Raw genomic sequence first — 17556 nt, 5'->3', positions numbered from 1 at the left:
GATGCCGGTGCCCAGTTGACCCTGGTGTCACCGAAGGGCGGTCAGCCGCCGCTGGACCCCAAAAGCGACGAGCCGGATGCGCAGACCGCCGCCACCGAGCGCTTTCGCAAGGATCCTGCGGCGCAATCCGCCCTGGCTTCAACCGCGTTGCTGAGCAGCGCCAGGGCCGAGGACTACGATGCGGTTTTACCCCGGCGGCCACGGCCCGCTGTGGGACCTTGCCGAAGACAAGGTGTCGATCGCACTGATCGAAGCGTTCTACCAGGCTGGAAAACCGGTCGCGGCCGTCTGCCATGCGCCGGGTGTGTTGCGTCACGTCAGGGGCGCGGACGGCCAGCCGCTGGTCAAGGGCAAGCGGGTGACGGGCTTTACCAACTCCGAGGAGGAGGCGGTGCAACTGACCGATGTCGTACCGTTCCTGGTTGAGGACGTGCTCAAGGCCAACGGTGGCCTCTACTCCAAGGGCGACGACTGGGCCAGTTACGTGGTGACTGACGGGTTGCTGCTGACGGGGCAGAACCCGGCGTCTTCCGAGGCGGTGGCCGAGGCACTATTGGCGAAGCTGCGCTAACCCTTCGCCAAAGAGCTACGGTGCACGGCCTGAAGTCAGGCGAAACACTGCTCGATTGAACGGCGCTGCGTTTCGGCGTACAGCGCCAGTTCATCAATGGTCGAGCGTCCCAGGGCCTGCTCGAAGGCGTGGCGGTTCGAATGCTCACCGTAGTGGCTTTGCGCAGCGTCCCCAAGGTTGGACTGAAAAATCCCCGCCGCACTGACCGGCAGGAAATCCTCGTAAACCAGCGGTTCCACCCGCAGATAGCCATTGCGTAGAAGGTCCTCCAGCGCCATGGTTTGCAGCGCTCCCGCAGCCCGGCCCTTGTCCGTGACGAAGTAGCGAAAATACGCCAGCTCTTGCTGGCGCATGCCCTCGAGCGTGTCAGGAAACTCGCTGAAATGCCGCTCCATCAGCGTGTTGTAGCGTGCGGCGTTGCTTTCGTTGGGAAATTCGCCGAGTTCATCCCGGGCCGCGTTGAGCAGGCGGTCGTACAGCGCACGGCCCTTGGGTGTCAGCGCCGCGCCGCGTTGTTCGATTTCGCCGAAACGCGCGCTGTGGCTGCCACGGGTTTCATCTTGATCGGTGAAGGCGATCGGTTCGTCCAGCGCTTTGAAGCTGGTCTGGCGCAGCAGGATCGGCTGCTGCCGGCGCGGTGGGCCTTCGATGACCGCTTTCGGGGTGATGCCGTGGGCGGGCATCTGTTCCTGGACGATGTCGATGTCCAGCGTGCGCGGCGTCAGGTGATTGATGTGCGGGCCTTTGAACGCGACGACGTCGGCGATCAAGCGGTGTTGGGCGCTCAGTGTCTGGTACTGCGCGGCGGTGACGGTGGCGCTGTGGTGCCAGCGAAAAGTCTCCAGTGCCTGCAGGACGAATTCCTGCGCCTCGGTTTCGTTAAGGCCGCCAGCCGTTTCCGCTTGGGCGATCAGGCGCAACGCCTTCGGGGTGAAGATTGAGCGGTTGGCCAACACGGATCCGGCAAATGCGCGTAACTCGGGATCCTCAATCAATTCCAGGCGTAACAACGAGGTAAACACCCGGAAAGGGCTGACCTGCAGCGCATCCTCATGCACCGCGCGAAACGCGGTGGAATGCACCGGCACACCTGCCGGCATCAGGTCGTAATAACCCACCGGCTGCATGCCCATCACCGCGAACAAGCGGGCGAGGGTGGCCAGTTCGGTTGCGGTGCCGACACGGATCGCACCGTGGCGCTCCATGTCCAGCCGTTCGATTTCTCCAGTGCTGTCGAGCTGTCGGGCGATGTCCGGCTCACGCGAAAGCACGTCGCGGTTGGTTTGCTCCACCAGTTCCATCAGCGCGCCGTACAGCGGCACTTCTTCGCGGTACATGTCGGACATCGCTTTGGAGAAGCGTTGGCGGATCAGGTCTGGGCTGATGAAGCTCGGATGGCTCATGGAAGGTTTTCCTGGCGCTGGCGTGAAGGATGGGCAAAAGATCGCAGCCTTCAGCGTCCCCGACAAACGAAGAATCTTCCGAACTTCATTCTGTCACGGACTGCAAACAGGGGTCAGACGGGCAAGTGCGAGCGTTGGGATGCCAAAAATTCTCCATACAGTCGCGCCGTGTTCGCCGGCTGCTCGACCATCGGCATGTGCCCGACGTGATCCCACACATCCACCTGCAAATTGGCGATGCCTTTGCTCCAGATCGGCACGCTGCTGACGTCGATCAAGCGATCCTTGCGACCCCATAGCAACAGCGCCGGGCATTTGATTTCGGCCAGTTTCGGCTCCATCGGCGGGCTGGCGCGGAAGTCGCGGAAAATCTCTTCCAGCTCATCGCGTCGCTGTTCGTAGCGCTGGGCGATGGCGTCCAGCACCAGGCTCGGCACCCACGGCGGCGACTCCATGGTCATCGCGTAAAACTGGCGAAACTCCTCGCGGGAATTGATCAGGAACGGGTTATGCCCACGGGACAGATGGCGCTCCATGTCGCTGACCTCCGGAGCGGTGACGCCGGCCGGATCGATCAGCGCCACCGAAGCGATGCGATCCGGGTACGTCGCCGCCAGCCACGCGGCGATGTAACCGCCCATGGAGTTGCCGATCACATGCACTTTCTCCACGCCGCAGACGTCGAGTAACTGGATCATGCGCTTGGCCTGCACCGCAATGTCGTAGCCGCCACCGACCTTGAAGCCGGTTTCACCGTGGCCGGCGAGGTCCGGAATGATCACCCGGTATTGACGAACAAAATGTCGGGCGCAGCGCAGCCACAGGTTCTTGTCGGCGCTGTACCCGTGCAACATCAAAATCGCGCTGGACGCTTCATACGGCCCACCTTGCCAGGTCGAGACGCTCATCTCGGCGATCGGCACTTCGATCTTGTGCAATTTGTACAGCTTGGCCTCGATGGCCATGTTCAGGTCATACAGCCAATGGCCGACCGCCGGATAACTCAACCAGCTCCAGGCTACGAAAACCGCAAGGGCGACAAACAGCAAAAGCATCGACGTCTTCCTTTTACGTGTTCAGGACAGAATGTGGTCGGCCGGTTTCAGCGTCCGGGTCAACCGGTAGTAGCTGAAACTGAAGCCGGGAAACATCGCGATCACATGACCGCTCTTGCTTTGATACCAACTTTTGCAGCCGCCGGACTTCCATACCGTGCGCTCCATTTCTCTGTGGATCATTTCAGTGTAGGTACGTTCCGCCTCGGGGCGCACCTCGATGCTGCGTAAACCCTGTTTTTTTAACGTGCCGATACAATCGAGAATGTAGTTCATCTGCGATTCGATGATGAACAGTGCCGAGGTGTGGCCAATTCCGGTGTTGGGCCCGGTGACGATAAACAGGTTGGGAAAGCCCGGCAGGCTGGTGCCGAGGTAGGCCCGGGGGTACTGGGCCCAGACATCTTGCAGGCGCGTCGCGTTCTTTCCGTAGACCGGGTAGGAAATTACCCCGTCGGTGGCGTCGTAACCGGTGGACCAGACGATCAGGTCCAGATCGAGGTGCCGGCCATCGCTGGTCACGATGCCGTTCTCGTCAATACGGGCAATCCCTTGTTCGCGGCTGTGCAGTGTCACATTGCTGCGCCCGAGCGCCGGGTACAAGGTGCTGGAAACAATCACCCGTTTGCAGCCGATGGCGTAATCCGGGGTCAGCTTGCGCCGCAGTTCGGGATCGGCCACCTGGCGCTTGAGAAAACCCAGCGCCTGTTGCTGGACCAGGCGGATCGCCGGCCGGGAGTACTTGAACGCAATCACCCGGGTTTCAAATTGCCAGTAGATCATCCATCGTAGCAGCTTGTAGGCCGGCTTGAGCCCCAGGAGCCAGCGCTGGAACCGGCCAAACCGGCGATCTGCCCGGGGCAGCACCCAGTGTGGCGTGCGCTGGAACACATGCAGCTGCTGAACGTGCGGCGCGATCGCCGGGATCACTTGGGCCGCACTGGCGCCGCTGCCGACAATGGCCACGCGTTTGTTGCGGTAGTCGTAGGCGTGGTCCCACTGGTTGGTGTGAAACGTCTTGCCCTTGAAACGTTCCTGGCCTTCGAAGCGGGGCACCACCGGCTGGCTCAGCGGCCCGGTGGCATTGATCAGGAACTGCGCCTGGAACATCCCCCGCGAGGTGTGCACCACCCAGCGCCGGTTGTCATCGTCCCATTCGATGCGCTCGACATTGGTTTGCAGTTCGACCTTGTCCCGCAAGCCGAAATGCTCGATCACGTACTCGGTGTAGCGTTGCAGTTCGGCCTGTTCGGCGAACATCTGCGTCCAGCGGTACGGCGCAAAGGACAAGGAATAGAGCGGCGAGGGCACGTCCACCGCAGCGCCGGGGTAGGTATTCTGGCACCAGGTCCCGCCAAAGAAATCCCGCCGTTCCAGCAGGCGGAAATCTTCGATACCGGCCTTGAGCAAATTGATCGCCGCGCACTGGCCGCCGAATCCGCTGCCGATGATCAGCACTTGAAAGGTTTGCATGGACTTCCTTTTTGATGGCGCGCCCCTTCATGTATAGCCAAACATTCGGCCCACGCCGGCCATCAATGTCGGGATATTCAGGCCGCCAGCCGGAGATGGCTATTTAACGTTGCCCTGATAGACTTCAGCACACACGCAACCCAGGTGTCAGCAGGTTCGGTTCAGTGGCACAGAGGCCCCATGGAAAAATCGGGAGTCAAAGGACTTTCACTGGCACGCAGGCTCTACACCTCGCGAACGTTAGGCCTGGCCCTGGGCCTGTTGTGCGTGGCCGCAGCCATGTACCCGCTCGATCCGCCGCATTGGGTCTGGGCGCTGATGCTATTCAATGGCCTGGTCTGGCCACACGTGGCTTATCAATGGGCCCGACGCAGGAAAATTCCTTACCACGCCGAACAGCGTAACCTCCTGGTGGATGCCTTTCTCGGCGGATTCTGGGTCGCCGCCATGCACTTCAATCCGCTGCCCAGCGCCGCGACCATTTCCATGATGGCCATGAACAACGTCGCAATTGGCGGGCTGCGTTTCCTGCTGGCCGGTACCGGGGCGCAGATCCTGGGCCTGGGCGTCGGCCTGCTGATCTTCGCCCCGGCCTTCGTGCCTGAAACCAGCCAACTGCAGTTGTACGCCTGCTTGCCCCTGCTATGCCTTTATCCCTTGGCGCTGGGCTGGATCTGTTTCCGCCAGGCCCACACACTTGGCCAGCACAAACGTGAGCTGCTGGCGTTGAGTCGCACCGACAGCCTCACCGGCCTGCTCAACCATGGCGCCTGGAAAGACCAGCTGGAACTGGAGTTTCAACGGTGCCGCCGGCAGGGCAAGGGCGGGGCGATCGCGTTGATCGACATCGACCACTTCAAGGCGATCAACGACACTTATGGGCATGTGGCCGGCGACATCGTCCTTCGCCAGCTGAGCAAAATGCTCCGGCAGAACCTGCGGGTAACTGACCTGGCCGGGCGTTACGGCGGTGACGAATTCTGCGTGATCCTCCCGGACCTGCCCCTGAGCAGCGCGGCGGCGGCCATGGATGTACTGCGCGACCGTTTTGCGAAATTGGGCCATGAACAGGACCCGGCGCTGAGGGTCAGCCTGAGCATTGGCCTGGCAGCATTGAACCCGGCTCACACGGACGCCACCTTGTGGCTCAATGATGCGGACCAGGCGCTGTATGAAGCCAAGACCACGGGGCGCAATCGGGTTATCTGCAGCAATGACAGCCAGTCTGAGTGGGAATTGCTGGATTCGGTATAGCGACTTCGGATGCGTGGTGCTGTAACCGCATCGCGAGCAAGCTTTGCTCCGTCAGGGATAGCGCCAAAAGATCGCAGCCTCGTTGCACTCGACAGCTCCTACACAGCTCCTACACGGCTCCTACGCAGCACCGGAGGCCGCAAACCCCGCCTCGGTCACTCCTTGACGCTCATGTATTCCTTCGCCCAAAGGATGTATTCCTCAGGCTGGGTATAGGTGTGTGTCAGTTCGGTCGCGCTCAGGTCGGATGCCTGGGTGAAGATCTGCCGCTGCTCGCGCAGGCTGTCGTACGTCGCTTTGATCGCCGCGAAGTACGCGCCATGCCCGTCGATGGTCACGCGCACACCCAGTTCTGCCAGGCGCTTGTCATCACGCAACAGCGGGTTGCCATAAGTCACCAGCATCAACGGCACAGTCAGGTGCTCGGCCAACTGCTCAAGGTGATCAAAATCACGCACACCCACCATGCAAATCCCGTCCGCCCCGGCACGTTGATATTGCTGAGTGCGGCTGATGATTTCCTGGACAGGCAGAATGCCGGCGTTGGTCCTGGCAATAATCGCCATCTCCGAATCAACCCGGGCTTCTAGCGCCGCGCGGATCTTGCCGACGCCCTCGGCGACCGTGATCAGGTCAGTGGATTTGCGGCCGAATTGCGCCGGCAGCAGCGTATCTTCAATGGTCAGGGCGGAGATTCCCGCGCGCTCCAGTTCAACGATGGTGCGCATCACATTCAGCGCGTTGCCATAGCCATGGTCGGCGTCGGCAATCACCGGCAGTTGGGCGACGCGGCCAATGCGCGTGGCCTGTTCCGCGAACTCGCTAAGGGTGATCAAGGCAAAGTCGGGGGCGCCCAGGACCTGCAGCGATGCGACCGAGCCGCCGAGAATGCCCACTTCGAAACCCAGGTCTGCGGCAATGCGCGCCGACATCGGGTCGAACACCGAAGCGGTGTGGTAGCAGGCATTGGAGGCGAACAGTTCGCGGAAGTTACGCCGTAAATCTTGATGAGAGAGCCTGGACATATGAGTTCCACCATTGAAATGGACGGGCTTGAGCAAAAGTGTCAACGCCGAAGAAACAAAAGGCTATCACGCGAGCGCAGGGAGAATGATGACGAATTTACCGAATGCCCTGGCAAAGCCCTTGCCAGGGCCGATCAGGCGGCGGCCACCTCTCGCAGCGGGTCGACCAGTGGCACGGCGCGTACCGAGTCGCCGGGTTGCAGTTGCAGGCGCTTGGCAGTGAGACGATCGACCACCAGGCTGCCGTCCACCTGCTGCCCATGGGCCGCAGTAATCCGGCAGTTTTCCAGGCGGCGATTGTGGATCAGCCAAAGCGGCGCCTGCTCGTCCAGGCTGCCGATGGCCAGCGTCAGCGCCTGGCTGTCGCGTACCGTGCGGATGTCGGACACCGGGGCCTCGATGACCGGCCCGGCGTCAAAGATGTCGATGTAACCCTGATGGGTAAATCCTTCGGCGGTGAGGATCCTCAGCGCCGGTTCGGTGTTCGGGTGGGCCTTGCCGATCACCGCCCGGGCCTGCTCGGTCAACAGGCAGGTGTAGAGGGGCTGGCGGGGCATCAGTTCGGCGATGAAGGACTTGCTGCCCATGCCGGACAACTGGTCGGCATGGTGGAAATCCTTTCTGAAAAAGTGCCGGCCCAGGCTGTCCCAGAAGGGGAGCAGCCATCGAGGTCGGCATGCCCCCGCAGTTCGGCAATCAGCCTGTCGCCGAACAGATGGGTGAACTCGGCCACAAACAGCAAGCGTCCCAGTGACAGCAACCTGCCGTTGCTGCCCGAACGTAGGTCGGGATGCAGGAACAGCGAGCAGAGTTCCGATTGCCCGGTCATCTCGTTATTCATGACCAGTGTCGGGATCTGACGCTCGATCCCCAGGTCTGGCGACGAGCTGTGTGTCATTGCGACCCGATAGTTGTACCAGGGCTCGCGCAGGCCTACGGCGCCCTTCAAGGCGCTCACGCCGACGATTTGCTGCTCGTCGTCCTCGAGCACGAACAGGTAATCGGCATCAGCGCGTTCGACCTGCTCGGCAAAGGTGCGCCGGGCCCAGCGCACCCGGTGCGCCAGCCGATCTTCGTTGGCCGCAAGGCTGGTAAACCCGGGACCGGCCTGGCGGTCCAGCGCCAGCAGGGCAGGCAAATCGGTGGCACTGACCGGGCGCACGATCATTGCGCCGCTCCCGAAGCCTGTCCTGGGCCGATTCGTCGAAGGCTGTTCACAGCTCGACCACGCGGATCAGGCTGCCGGCGTGCACATTCAACGCGGCGCACAGCTGCGGGGGCAAGGCCACAGGTTGCCCGGCACGCACGTCCAGGTCGGCAACAATCGCGCGGAAGTCCCTGAGCGAATCATTGCTGACCAGATATCGGCCGCGCGCATCGATGGCGGCAACCGGCCGGACGCTGGCAGTGAATCCCCGGGCCACCGACCGGATCGCGCAAAGAGGCGCATGCAGGGTCGGCCCACCGTCGAACAGATCGACATAATGATTGGTCTTGAAGCCCTCGCGTTCGAGAATATCGAAGGCTTCCTGGCCATCGGGATGGATGCGGCCGATGCACGCCTGCGCAGCCTCGGGCAGCATCGGCACATAGATCGGGTAATGCGGCATGAGCTCCGCCAGGAAGGTCCGGCTTTGCAGGCCACACAGGCGCTCGGCCTCGGTGTAGGGCAGGTCGAAAAAGTGTTTACCCACCGCGTCCCAGAACGGTGAATGGCCTTCATCATCGCTGAACCCGACTATCTCGGTAATCACCGAGTCGGCAAAACGATGGCGGTGAGCGCCGATGAACATCAGGCGAGCTCGTGACAGCAATTCGCTGAACCGGCTCCCGACCAGGGTCGCCTCGACATGAAAGCCGCGCAGCAAGGTGTGCCCGCTCAGGTCGTGACACAGTGACAAGGCGGGTACGGCATGTTCGACGTTGAGTTCCCGCGAGGCGGCGGTGTAATCCCGGTGACGCAGGCTGTAGAAGGGCGTTTCGAAACCCGCCGTGGCGAGAATTTCCGAACAGCCCATCAGGCGTTGGGTATCGATGTCTTCCAGCACGAAGAAGTAGTTCTGCGGTCCTTGCACGGCGGCGTCTTTTTCAAATGAATCGCAGGATCCGATAATCCGCTCGCGCAGGCGTCCGGTGTCGTCGGGCAAAGACGTGACGCCCGGCAGGCTGTCACGGGCAAGTCGTTGCAGCTGGGGCAGATCGCTCAATTCGACTGGACGCAAGACCAGCATGGATGCACTCCTGTATCAAAGGGTCGGGTGACAAGCACCCGGCCTGACTATCACTGTCGGTTTCCACGCATTGCAGGGGCGGCTCACCTGATCGGTATCAGGCGCCACTCTTCATGTTTTTCAGTTTTCACGACGCTGGCAGGGTCGCGGCGAGTCGTTAAACGCGCTCAGGCCGGCAGCGCTATGCCACAAAGGTCACGGGGTGAAGGAGATCATTATTCTAAAGATTCAGAGGGGGCATCCGGGCTCCTGCTGGATGTTTTTTCGTTTAATTCACAGTTGATGAATCCAGTATTTATGCAACGCGCCGTGGCTGTCTAGTGATTTTTTCAGGGCTTGTTGCTTCCCTCGGACACGGCGTGAGGCCTGTCAGTAAAGGCCTACAGACATGTTCGTAGTTCGTGTAGGCCACTTGCCAATCCGTGTGTCAGACACTGCCGTGTTGCACCCAAGAAAACGCCTGCAGACTAGCCGCGGCGTGTTACCGTTTCCTGACTTTTTGCAGCGAGCATTCCCAATTGCGGGCGACCCGTTTGACCTTGATCTGCCATGCGAGAACCGTCGCACAAAAGTTGGCGCGGTTTCCTACAAATGAGCCGTTGGAAATGGATTGGCAATCGGCACAGGGTTCCCGCAGTCGCCAATTCAAAACGTCGTCAAGACTCCTGTCTGCCCCGGAGTTGCGCGCCCGGCAAACCGCTGGTTTATTCGGCCGTGAAGTGGAGACTGTGGAGGCGCTGCGCGACTGCGACTTCGGTCGGTGGTGCGGCGCGCAGATTGATGACGTGCACGAGGTCGAACCCCAGGCGCTGCAGGCCTGGCTCCAGGATGCTGATTCGGCGCCCCATGGCGGCGAATCGGTCGCCGCGCTCACTCGCCGGGTGGCGGCCTGGCTGACCGCGCTTGAGGCGACACCCGGGCACATAGTGGCGGTCACCCATCCATTCGTGATTCGTGCGGCGTTGACCTGGGCCCTGAAAAGCTCGGCGTTTAACCAGATTGATGTTGAACCGCTGTCGATCGTCGAGCTGCGGTTCAATGGGCGCTGGCGTTTTCGTTTAACAGGCGATGGGCATGAGGAATCGCAGCCATGAAAAAACTCCTGGTGATTGGCATCGGCGCCGGCAACCCTGACTACATCACCCTGCAGGCGGTCAAGGCGCTGAATAGCGCCGATGTGTTTTTCCTCATGGACAAGGGTCAGAGCAAGGACAAACTCATCGACCTGCGGCGCGACATCTGCGAGCGCTACATTACCCACAAGGCCTATCGTTTCGTCGAGGCCCCAAGTCCCGAGCGGGAGCGGGGAGAGGTGGACTACAGGGCCAGCGTGGAAGACCTGAACCTGGCCAGGCAGTCGACCTTTGAGCGGCTGATCCATGAGCAGATGGCCGACGACGAGTGCGCGGGTTTCCTGGTGTGGGGCGATCCGGCGTTGTACGACAGCACCATCAGGATCCTCCAGGCGATCCTCGATTCTGGCCGCTGTGAGTTCGAATTTGAAGTCATCCCCGGGATCACCAGCGTCCAGGCCCTGTGCGCCCGGCATAAGGTGCCACTCAATCGCATTGGCCAGTCCATCGAAATCACCACCGGGCGTCGTCTGGCGGCGGGGCAGGTGAGCGATGCCGACAGCCTGGTGGTGATGCTCGACGCCCAGGATGCCTACCACCAGGTGGCAGATCCGCAGACCGAGATTTACTGGGGCGCTTATCTGGGGACACCGGATGAGCTGCTGATCCACGGCAAGCTCGAGGACGTCGCGCAGGAAATCGAGCGGGTGCGCAAGGCGGCTCGGTTGGCCAATGGGTGGATTATGGATACTTACCTGTTGCGCAAGCCTTGAATCAGGCGCCGTCCATGCCGGCCCCTTCGCGAGCAAGCCCACGCCCAAACCGCTCCCGATACACCGATGGCGGCACCCCCACGACACTGCGAAACGCCACCCTGAAGCTTTCTACCGAGCGGTAACCGCAGCGCTCGGCAATCTGCTCGGTATTCTCCCGGGTGCCTTCCAGCAACTCCCGCGCCCGACCCACCCGTTCATGTTGCAGCCAGGCCTTGGGCGACAGGCCGGTGGCTTCGGTGAAGCGGCGCAGGAAGGTGCGCTCGCTCATGGCCGCTTCACTGGCCAGGTCGCGCACCTCCAGCGGCTGGTGCACGCGCTCGCGGGCCCATTGCATCACTCGCGAAAGATCACTGCGCGCCGCCACACTGACCGGCGCCGGAATGAATTGCGCCTGGCCGCCGGTGCGTTGCGGCGACATCACCAGGCGCCGCGCCACCGAGTTGGCGACCTGGGTACCGAAGTCCCGGGCCACCAGGTGCAGGCAGGCATCGATACCGGCCGCACTCCCGGCCGAGGTGATCAGTTGGCCTGCATCGACGTACAGCACCTGCGGGTCCACCAGAATCTCGGGAAAGCGCTCAGCCAGTTCGCTGCTGTAGCGCCAATGGGTGGTGGCGCTGTGGCCATTGAGCAAGCCGGTGGCCGCCAGCACGAACACCCCCGAGCAGATCGACAACAACCGTGCGCCCCGTGCATGGGCCTGGCGCAGGGCCGTCAACAGCGCCTCGGGTACCGGGGCACTGCGGTCGCGCCAGCCAGGGATGATGATGGTGCGGGCCTCTTGCAGCAGTTCCATGCCGCCATCGGCCAGCACCCGGAAACCGCCCGTGGCGCGCATCGGGCCCGGGTCCACGGCGACAATGCAGTGGGAGTACCAGGGGAAATCGAACTCCGGCCGGGCAAGGCCGAAGATCTCCACGGCAATGCCGAACTCGAATGTGCACAGGCCATCGTAGGCCAGGATCGCGACCGATCCAGGGGCGGAATGCATTTGGCGGAAACTTCCCGGTAAGTGTCTTGTGCGCCACTGTAGCCCGAAGCGAGCTGTCGATAAAGTCATCCCACACCCCTCAACACCCAGGAGTACTGCCCATGACCAGCCTCGTTCGTGAAATCCCCGCTGCACCCTCGGCCGTCGCCCTCATGCATTTCAGCAATCGCCTGACCTTCGAGACCGATTGCTCCGACGTCTACTGGCAGCCAGGCGGCCGGTGAAGTGGATTTCATCCTGGTCGACGTCCGCGGGCCACGGGCGTTCGAGCGCGGTCATGTGCCGGGGGCGATCAATATCCCGGGGCGATTGCTGACGGCTCAAAGCCTGGCGCACTACCCCAAAACCAGCCTGTTTGTGGTCTATTGCGCCGGCCCGCATTGCAATGGCGCGAACAAGGCTGCCGTGAAGCTGGCCGCGCTGGATTACCCGGTCAAGGAGATGATCGGCGGGGTGACCGGATGGCTGGATGAGGGATTTGCCCTGAATGTTGCCGTGCCGCGCGTCGTCACCCCGGGCATTGGCTGCGAATGTTGAGCCCGCCAGCAACCCGATAAGTGCACCGCGCCACCGGCCATTTGGCCAGTTGGCGCGGATCTTCCACACTGGATCATCACGCTGATCATTCTTGCAGTGTTCTTGTAAATATTTGTCGCCTGGACGTAATTTAACGGCTTGTAGCCGCTCTAGACTGCCGGCCACTTCGGTTTTTCCAACCGAAAGCGACCAATCGAAAGCTGCCAATAAAAGCCTCCGCACACAGGAGTAATAAATGAAGAAGCTAGTGATGTTTGGTGCCCTGGCACTGTCGATGTTGTCCCTGACCGCTGTGGCCGAAGACGCCAAGCCGATTCGCATCGGTATCGAAGCCGGTTACCCACCATTCTCGATGAAAACCCCTGACGGCAAACTCGCCGGTTTCGATGTGGATATCGGCGATGCGCTGTGTGAGCAGATGAAAGTCAAATGTACCTGGGTCGAGCAGGAATTCGATGGCCTGATCCCGGCGCTGAAAGTGAAGAAGATCGACGCGATCCTGTCGTCGATGACCATCACCGACGACCGCAAGAAGAACGTCGATTTCACCATCAAGTACTACCACACCCCGGCGCGTTTCGTGATGAAGGCCGGTTCCGGTGTCAAAGACCCGCTGACCGAGCTCAAGGGCAAGAAAGTCGGCGTGTTGCGCGCCAGTACCCATGACCGCTACGCGACCGAAGTGCTGGTGCCAGCCGGGATCGAACTGGTGCGTTACGGCTCGCAGCAGGAAGCCAACCTCGACATGGTCTCCGGGCGCATCGACGCGATGCTGGCCGACTCGGTCAACCTCAGCGACGGTTTCCTGAAAACCGACGCAGGCAAGGGCTTCGCGTTTGTCGGCCCCACCTACGAAGACGCCAAGTATTTCGGCGGCGGCGCAGGTATTGCAGTGCGCAAGGGCGATACGCAACTGGCGGAAAAATTCAACAAAGCCATCACCGAAATTCGCGCCAACGGCAAGTACAAGCAAGTGCAGGACAAGTACTTCGACTTTGACGTGTACGGCCATTAATCAAACCGTTTAAAAAAGTGGCAACCGTTAGCGCGGTTGCCATTTTTGTCACGTGCGCAGATCCAGAGACACGGAGCTTCAACATGCAACGCATCGACCATCCACTGCCCTGGAGTCATCTGGGCAGTGAGCGCTCGCTGAGCGTGTTCCGTTATGGCGCAGGGCCGCGCAAGGTTTACATCCAGGCCAGCCTGCACGCCGATGAATTGCCGGGCATGCGCACCGCGTGGGAACTCAAGCAGCGCCTCAACGAACTTGAGCAGCAAGGGCGTTTGCACGGCGTGATCGAGCTGGTGCCGGTGGCCAACCCGATCGGTCTCGATCAGCATCTGCAGGGCGCGCACATGGGGCGCTTCGAGCTGGGCAGCGGCAAGAATTTCAATCGCGCTTTCGTCGAACTGAGCGCCCCGGTGGCGGCGTCGGTGGGTGAGCGCCTGGGCGCGGATGCCGAAGCCAACGTCGCGCTGATCCGCCAAACGATGCTCCAGGTGCTGGACGGCTTGCCGGCCCCCATGTCGCAACTCGAAGCCATGCATCGCCTGCTGCTGCGTCATGCCTGCGATGCCGACATTACCCTCGACCTGCATTGCGATTTCGAGGCGGCGATTCACCTGTATGCCTTGCCGCAACACTGGCCGCAATGGCAATCGCTGGCGGCACGTTTGCAGGCGGGCGTCGCGTTGCTCTGCGAAGACTCCGGTGGCAGCTCGTTCGATGAATCCTGTTCGACACCGTGGCTGCGCCTGGCGCAGGCCTTCCCGTCGGCGGCGATTCCGCCGGCCAACCTGGCGACCACGCTGGAACTGGGCAGCATGGGGGACACGCGCGTCGATCAGGCACAGGCCAATTGCGAAGCCATTCTGGGCTTTCTCGCCGAACAGGGTTTCATCAGCGGCGAATGGCCGGCCGCGCCAGGCGAGTGCTGTGAAGGCATGCCGTTCGAAGGCACCGAATACCTGTTTGCTCCGCACCACGGCGTGGTGAGCTTCCTGCGCAATGCCGGTGAGTGGGTGGAGAAGGGCGATGCGCTGTTCGAGGTAGTCGACCCGCTGCAGGATCGGGCTACCACGGTGTGTGCCGGGACCAGTGGCGTATTGTTCGCCATTGATCGCGGGCGGTACACCCAGCCGGGAACATGGCAGGCGAAGGTGGCGGGGCGCGAGCCGATTCGGATCGGGAAGCTGATCAACGACTGATAGCCAGGTTCTGCGGTGGGTGCAAGTCCGCTTCGCGAGCGGGCTCGCGAGGGCGGCTTGAACAACATCGAATACCTCACAGTGTTAGGCTTCAATCCAATCCTGCACCTGTGAAGGAAGGTTTATGTTGAAGTTTTTCGCTCTGCTGACACTCCTGGCGTCCGCCGCCGTCCACGCGCAAACCCCGCTGCAAGCCGATCTGCCGCTCAAATACCTGGAGCAAACCCACGCCGATTCGCGCAACCTGCCCCTGGTGATTTTCCTCCACGGCTATGGCAGTAACGAAGAGGACCTGTTCGGCATCAAGGATCAATTGCCCGAGCAGTACAACTACCTGTCGGTACGCGCGCCGATGGTGATGGAGGAAGGCAGGTACCAGTGGTTCCGCCAAAAAGGCCAGGGTGCCTACAACGGCGAAACCGATGACCTGAAGAACAGCAGCCAGGTTTTGCTGGACTTCATCACCCAGGCCGCCAGCAAATATCGGACCGCACCGAACAAGGTGTTCCTCGTGGGCTTCAGCCAGGGTGCGATCATGTCCTACGAGGTGGCGCTGCGTCATCCGCAGGCGCTGGGAGGCATCGCAGCGCTGAGCGGGCGTATCCTGCCGGTGCTCAAGACCGAGCTCAAGACCGAGCTCAAACCCGATGAAAAACGCCAGCAGCTGGCGATCTTCATCGGCCATGGCACCGCAGACAAACGCCTGCCTTACGTCGATGGCACAGACGCCAACAGCCTTCTGCAAAGCCTGTCGCTCAAGCCCCAATTTCATGCCTACCCTGGGGTGGGTCACAGCATCAGCGCCGCCGAAATGCAGGACTTGAACGCCTGGCTACAAAGCCTCAACCCTTAGGTTTATTTACCGCTGAGCATCCGCTTGATCAGGGTTTCATGCGCCGCCATGTCGCCGGGCCGGGAAATCACCCGGACCACCGCCATGTGGCTGCCAGAGGCCGCCATCAGCGTGGTGTTGAGGGTTTGCCCACCCCCTGGGTGGCCGTGCTGTCGACCTGGCGCACACCCAGGCCGGTGCTTTTGAGGGTCAGGCTTTTCTCGCTCAACTTGTTGTAGTCGGGAAGGGCCGTGCGCTGCGCCGCGTCAAAGTCCGCCGCAGTGCCGTCGAGAAAGGCGCCGTCATTGTCCTTGACCTTGAGACCCTCGGGCAGGGTGTTTTCTGCGGCGATCACCACGGTCTTGGTGGTTTCGTTGGCGTACATGGTCCCGCTGGCCCCCGAAGAGCTGGCCGGCAATGGCGTGGCGACGAAGCCTTTGGGCAGGGTAAAGATGAACTTGCCGCCCAGCATCGACACCTTCTGCGACGATGCGGAACTGCTGGTGGCCTTGGCCGCCTGAGCATTCAGGGCCCCCAGGCTGGCAGCGACGGCCAGCAACAGGACAACGGCTTTGTTGCTCAACAATGACATTCGGAATCTCCAGGGATTGTCGCGCGTCAGCCGCGAACGGTTCAGACGCGATCATCCCATGCCGCGTGCAAGTCACTCCAGTACCGGTGCTCGGCCAGTCACTCGTCGCAAGCCTGGGCGCGCCCGCTGACCGCAGGTTTTGCCAGCAGGCGCCGGGTCACACCGAGCATGGCCACCGAGACTGCGACGCCGAGGGCAAATGCGCTGAGGCCCATTGTCGGCAAGGCCATGGCCAGGACCAGGCAAAGGCGGCAAACGAATACATGCCAGTCGCCGTGGCGCGCAGCAACGCAGCCGTGAAAGCCGGCCCACGGGTTTGCTGGGAGAACACCGCCATTACGCTGCCGAGCACCGGGAATACCGCGAGCAGACCGCTCCAGCGCTCGCCCACGGTACTTGCCAACAAGGTGACCGCCAGCGTCAGCAGGGCACCGGCGACCATGCGCCATAGCAGTCTGTCAGACTTGGGGCGGTGCCTGAGATCACGGGCTGCACCGACGGAAACAGATAAGGCGCCGCCAGCAACGCGCTTGCAGCGGCGATTGTGGAAAACACCAGGGACGCGGGGATCGACGATAACACCACCGCCAACATGGCCCACACGGCTAACGAGAGACTCAGCGCGGTCGGCCAGTTGCTGCGCTGTGCGACCTGGGCATAGGTGACGCAAAAGGCGATCATCGCGAACATGGCCGATAACGCGGCGGTGGCCGAGCGGGCGGCAAATGCTTCGCCTTGTTCGATGGCCAGGAAGAACAGAATCGGCCCGACCACCACTGGCAGTCCTGACAGCCACCCGGCTACGCTGGGGCCCCAGCGTTTGCCCGCCAGGGAGATGAGTAGCAGAAATCCGGGAATGACCAGCAGTTTGAGCAATAGCACGCACGCGTCTCCATCCTGTGTGAGACTGCCACGTTAGCATGCGCCAGACGGATTGTTGTATAGCTTTGCGTTTTTTGTATACAACATTCAAAGCTTGTACAGTTTGGGTTTTGGCGTATAAATTTTGGGCATCCTCTGCGCTGAATCGAGCCCATCATGAATCGCTCCCGATCCATTCTGCGTCATAGTTTGTGGCTGCTGGCCTTGTTGGCCGGTCATGCGCTGGCCAACTGGCAGGAGTCGTTGCCTGGGGCGCGGATCATCGGTGCCGGCGAATTTCGCTGGTTTGGCTTTGATGTCTATAACGCCCGCCTGTGGAGTGCAGCCAAGCCTTTGGCGAGCGACCAGCCGTTTGCCCTTGAACTCATTTACCAGCGCAAGATTTCCCGGGACGACCTGGTTCAGGCCAGCGTCGATGAAATCAGGCGCCTGTCAGGCGAGTCGGTGAGTGCCTCGCAATTGGAGGCATGGCAGGGGCAGATGCAACAGGCATTTGTCGATGTGCAGGCCGGAACGCGGATCACCGGGGTGTATCTGCCGGGGCAGGGGGCGCGGTTTTACGTCGGGCAGCGCTTGCAGCACGAGGTGAACGACCCGGCATTCGCCCGGGCGTTTTTTGATATCTGGCTGGACCCGCGAACACGCAATCC

At 61.5% G+C, this 17556-nt stretch carries 13 protein-coding genes and 5 pseudogenes; 9 read left to right on the top strand and 9 right to left on the bottom strand.

Going from position 1 to position 17556, the window contains the following annotated elements:
• Positions 1–571 (top strand): annotated as a pseudogene (locus JFT80_RS19485) (type 1 glutamine amidotransferase domain-containing protein); the annotation flags it as partial.
• Positions 572–606: 35 nt separating this feature from the next.
• Here JFT80_RS19485 and JFT80_RS19480 read toward each other — a convergent pair.
• The 3 genes from JFT80_RS19480 to JFT80_RS19470 form a co-directional block, all read right to left on the bottom strand.
• Positions 607–1974 carry a VOC family protein gene (locus JFT80_RS19480; RefSeq protein ID WP_201148969.1) on the bottom strand — a complete coding sequence of 456 codons (1368 nt, stop codon included), beginning with the start codon at positions 1972–1974 and terminating at the stop codon, positions 607–609.
• 113 nt (positions 1975–2087) lie between these two features.
• The gene (locus JFT80_RS19475) at positions 2088–3029 is read right to left on the bottom strand and encodes an alpha/beta fold hydrolase (RefSeq protein WP_201148968.1); all 942 of its coding nucleotides are present in this window, start codon (positions 3027–3029) and stop codon (positions 2088–2090) included.
• Positions 3030–3050: 21 nt separating this feature from the next.
• Entirely contained in the window at positions 3051–4502 is a 1452-nt protein-coding gene (locus JFT80_RS19470) for an NAD(P)/FAD-dependent oxidoreductase (protein WP_201148967.1), read from the bottom strand.
• A 180-nt stretch (positions 4503–4682) separates the two neighbouring features.
• Between JFT80_RS19470 and JFT80_RS19465 the strand changes: the two genes are divergently transcribed.
• Positions 4683–5756, top strand: a complete 1074-nt coding sequence (locus tag JFT80_RS19465; RefSeq protein ID WP_122839177.1) for a diguanylate cyclase — start codon at positions 4683–4685, stop codon at positions 5754–5756.
• A gap of 155 nt (positions 5757–5911) precedes the next feature.
• Here the strand turns inward: JFT80_RS19465 and JFT80_RS19460 are convergent, their stop codons facing one another.
• The 3 genes and pseudogenes from JFT80_RS19460 to JFT80_RS19450 all read right to left on the bottom strand — a co-directional run bounded on the left by JFT80_RS19460 (position 5912) and on the right by JFT80_RS19450 (position 9012).
• On the bottom strand, positions 5912–6781 hold the full coding sequence (locus JFT80_RS19460) for an oxaloacetate decarboxylase (RefSeq protein ID WP_201148966.1): 870 nt from the start codon (positions 6779–6781) through the stop codon (positions 5912–5914).
• Positions 6782–6915: 134 nt separating this feature from the next.
• Positions 6916–7949: pseudogene (gene astA, locus JFT80_RS19455) on the bottom strand (arginine N-succinyltransferase).
• A 46-nt stretch (positions 7950–7995) separates the two neighbouring features.
• A complete protein-coding gene (locus tag JFT80_RS19450) occupies positions 7996–9012 on the bottom strand; it encodes an arginine N-succinyltransferase (protein ID WP_201148965.1) in 1017 nt (338 codons plus the stop codon).
• 518 nt (positions 9013–9530) lie between these two features.
• On the opposite strand from JFT80_RS19450, the gene JFT80_RS19445 reads away from it, so the two are divergent.
• Both JFT80_RS19445 and cobF read left to right on the top strand, forming a co-directional pair.
• Positions 9531–10106: a histidine phosphatase family protein gene (locus tag JFT80_RS19445; protein ID WP_201148964.1), complete on the top strand. Its 576-nt coding sequence runs from the start codon at positions 9531–9533 to the stop codon at positions 10104–10106.
• A complete protein-coding gene (gene cobF / locus JFT80_RS19440; RefSeq protein ID WP_045059725.1) occupies positions 10103–10858 on the top strand; it encodes a precorrin-6A synthase (deacetylating) in 756 nt (251 codons plus the stop codon). The genes JFT80_RS19445 and cobF overlap by 4 nt, the downstream gene beginning before the upstream one ends.
• Position 10859: 1 nt before the next feature.
• On the opposite strand, the gene ftrA is transcribed toward cobF, so the two are convergent.
• Positions 10860–11852, bottom strand: coding sequence for a transcriptional regulator FtrA (ftrA, locus tag JFT80_RS19435; RefSeq protein WP_122839171.1), 993 nt, complete (start codon positions 11850–11852; stop codon positions 10860–10862).
• Between the two features lie 101 nt (positions 11853–11953).
• Between ftrA and JFT80_RS19430 the strand changes: the two are divergent.
• From JFT80_RS19430 to JFT80_RS19415, 4 genes and pseudogenes are all read left to right on the top strand, one after another.
• Positions 11954–12389 (top strand): annotated as a pseudogene (locus JFT80_RS19430) (rhodanese-like domain-containing protein).
• Between the two features lie 235 nt (positions 12390–12624).
• Positions 12625–13404 (top strand): ABC transporter substrate-binding protein, encoded by a 780-nt coding sequence (locus JFT80_RS19425; RefSeq protein WP_201148963.1) that lies wholly within the window; start codon positions 12625–12627, stop codon positions 13402–13404.
• A gap of 83 nt (positions 13405–13487) precedes the next feature.
• Positions 13488–14600, top strand: coding sequence for a succinylglutamate desuccinylase/aspartoacylase family protein (locus tag JFT80_RS19420; protein WP_201148962.1), 1113 nt, complete (start codon positions 13488–13490; stop codon positions 14598–14600).
• Between the two features lie 124 nt (positions 14601–14724).
• Positions 14725–15453 carry an alpha/beta hydrolase gene (locus tag JFT80_RS19415; protein WP_201148961.1) on the top strand — a complete coding sequence of 243 codons (729 nt, stop codon included), beginning with the start codon at positions 14725–14727 and terminating at the stop codon, positions 15451–15453.
• A 2-nt stretch (positions 15454–15455) separates the two neighbouring features.
• Here the strand turns inward: JFT80_RS19415 and JFT80_RS19410 are convergent.
• Positions 15456–16024 (bottom strand): annotated as a pseudogene (locus tag JFT80_RS19410) (hypothetical protein).
• Positions 16025–16122: 98 nt separating this feature from the next.
• Positions 16123–16906, bottom strand: a pseudogene (locus JFT80_RS19405) (hypothetical protein).
• Between the two features lie 156 nt (positions 16907–17062).
• Between JFT80_RS19405 and JFT80_RS19400 the strand changes: the two are divergent.
• The coding region (locus JFT80_RS19400; protein ID WP_201148960.1) for a chalcone isomerase family protein at positions 17063–17556 on the top strand (494 nt) is incomplete at its 3' end.

The organism is Pseudomonas sp. TH10 (assembly GCF_016651255.1).
Classification (GTDB): Bacteria; Pseudomonadota; Gammaproteobacteria; order Pseudomonadales; family Pseudomonadaceae; genus Aquipseudomonas.
This window is presented reverse-complemented; position numbering and strand designations above follow the sequence as displayed.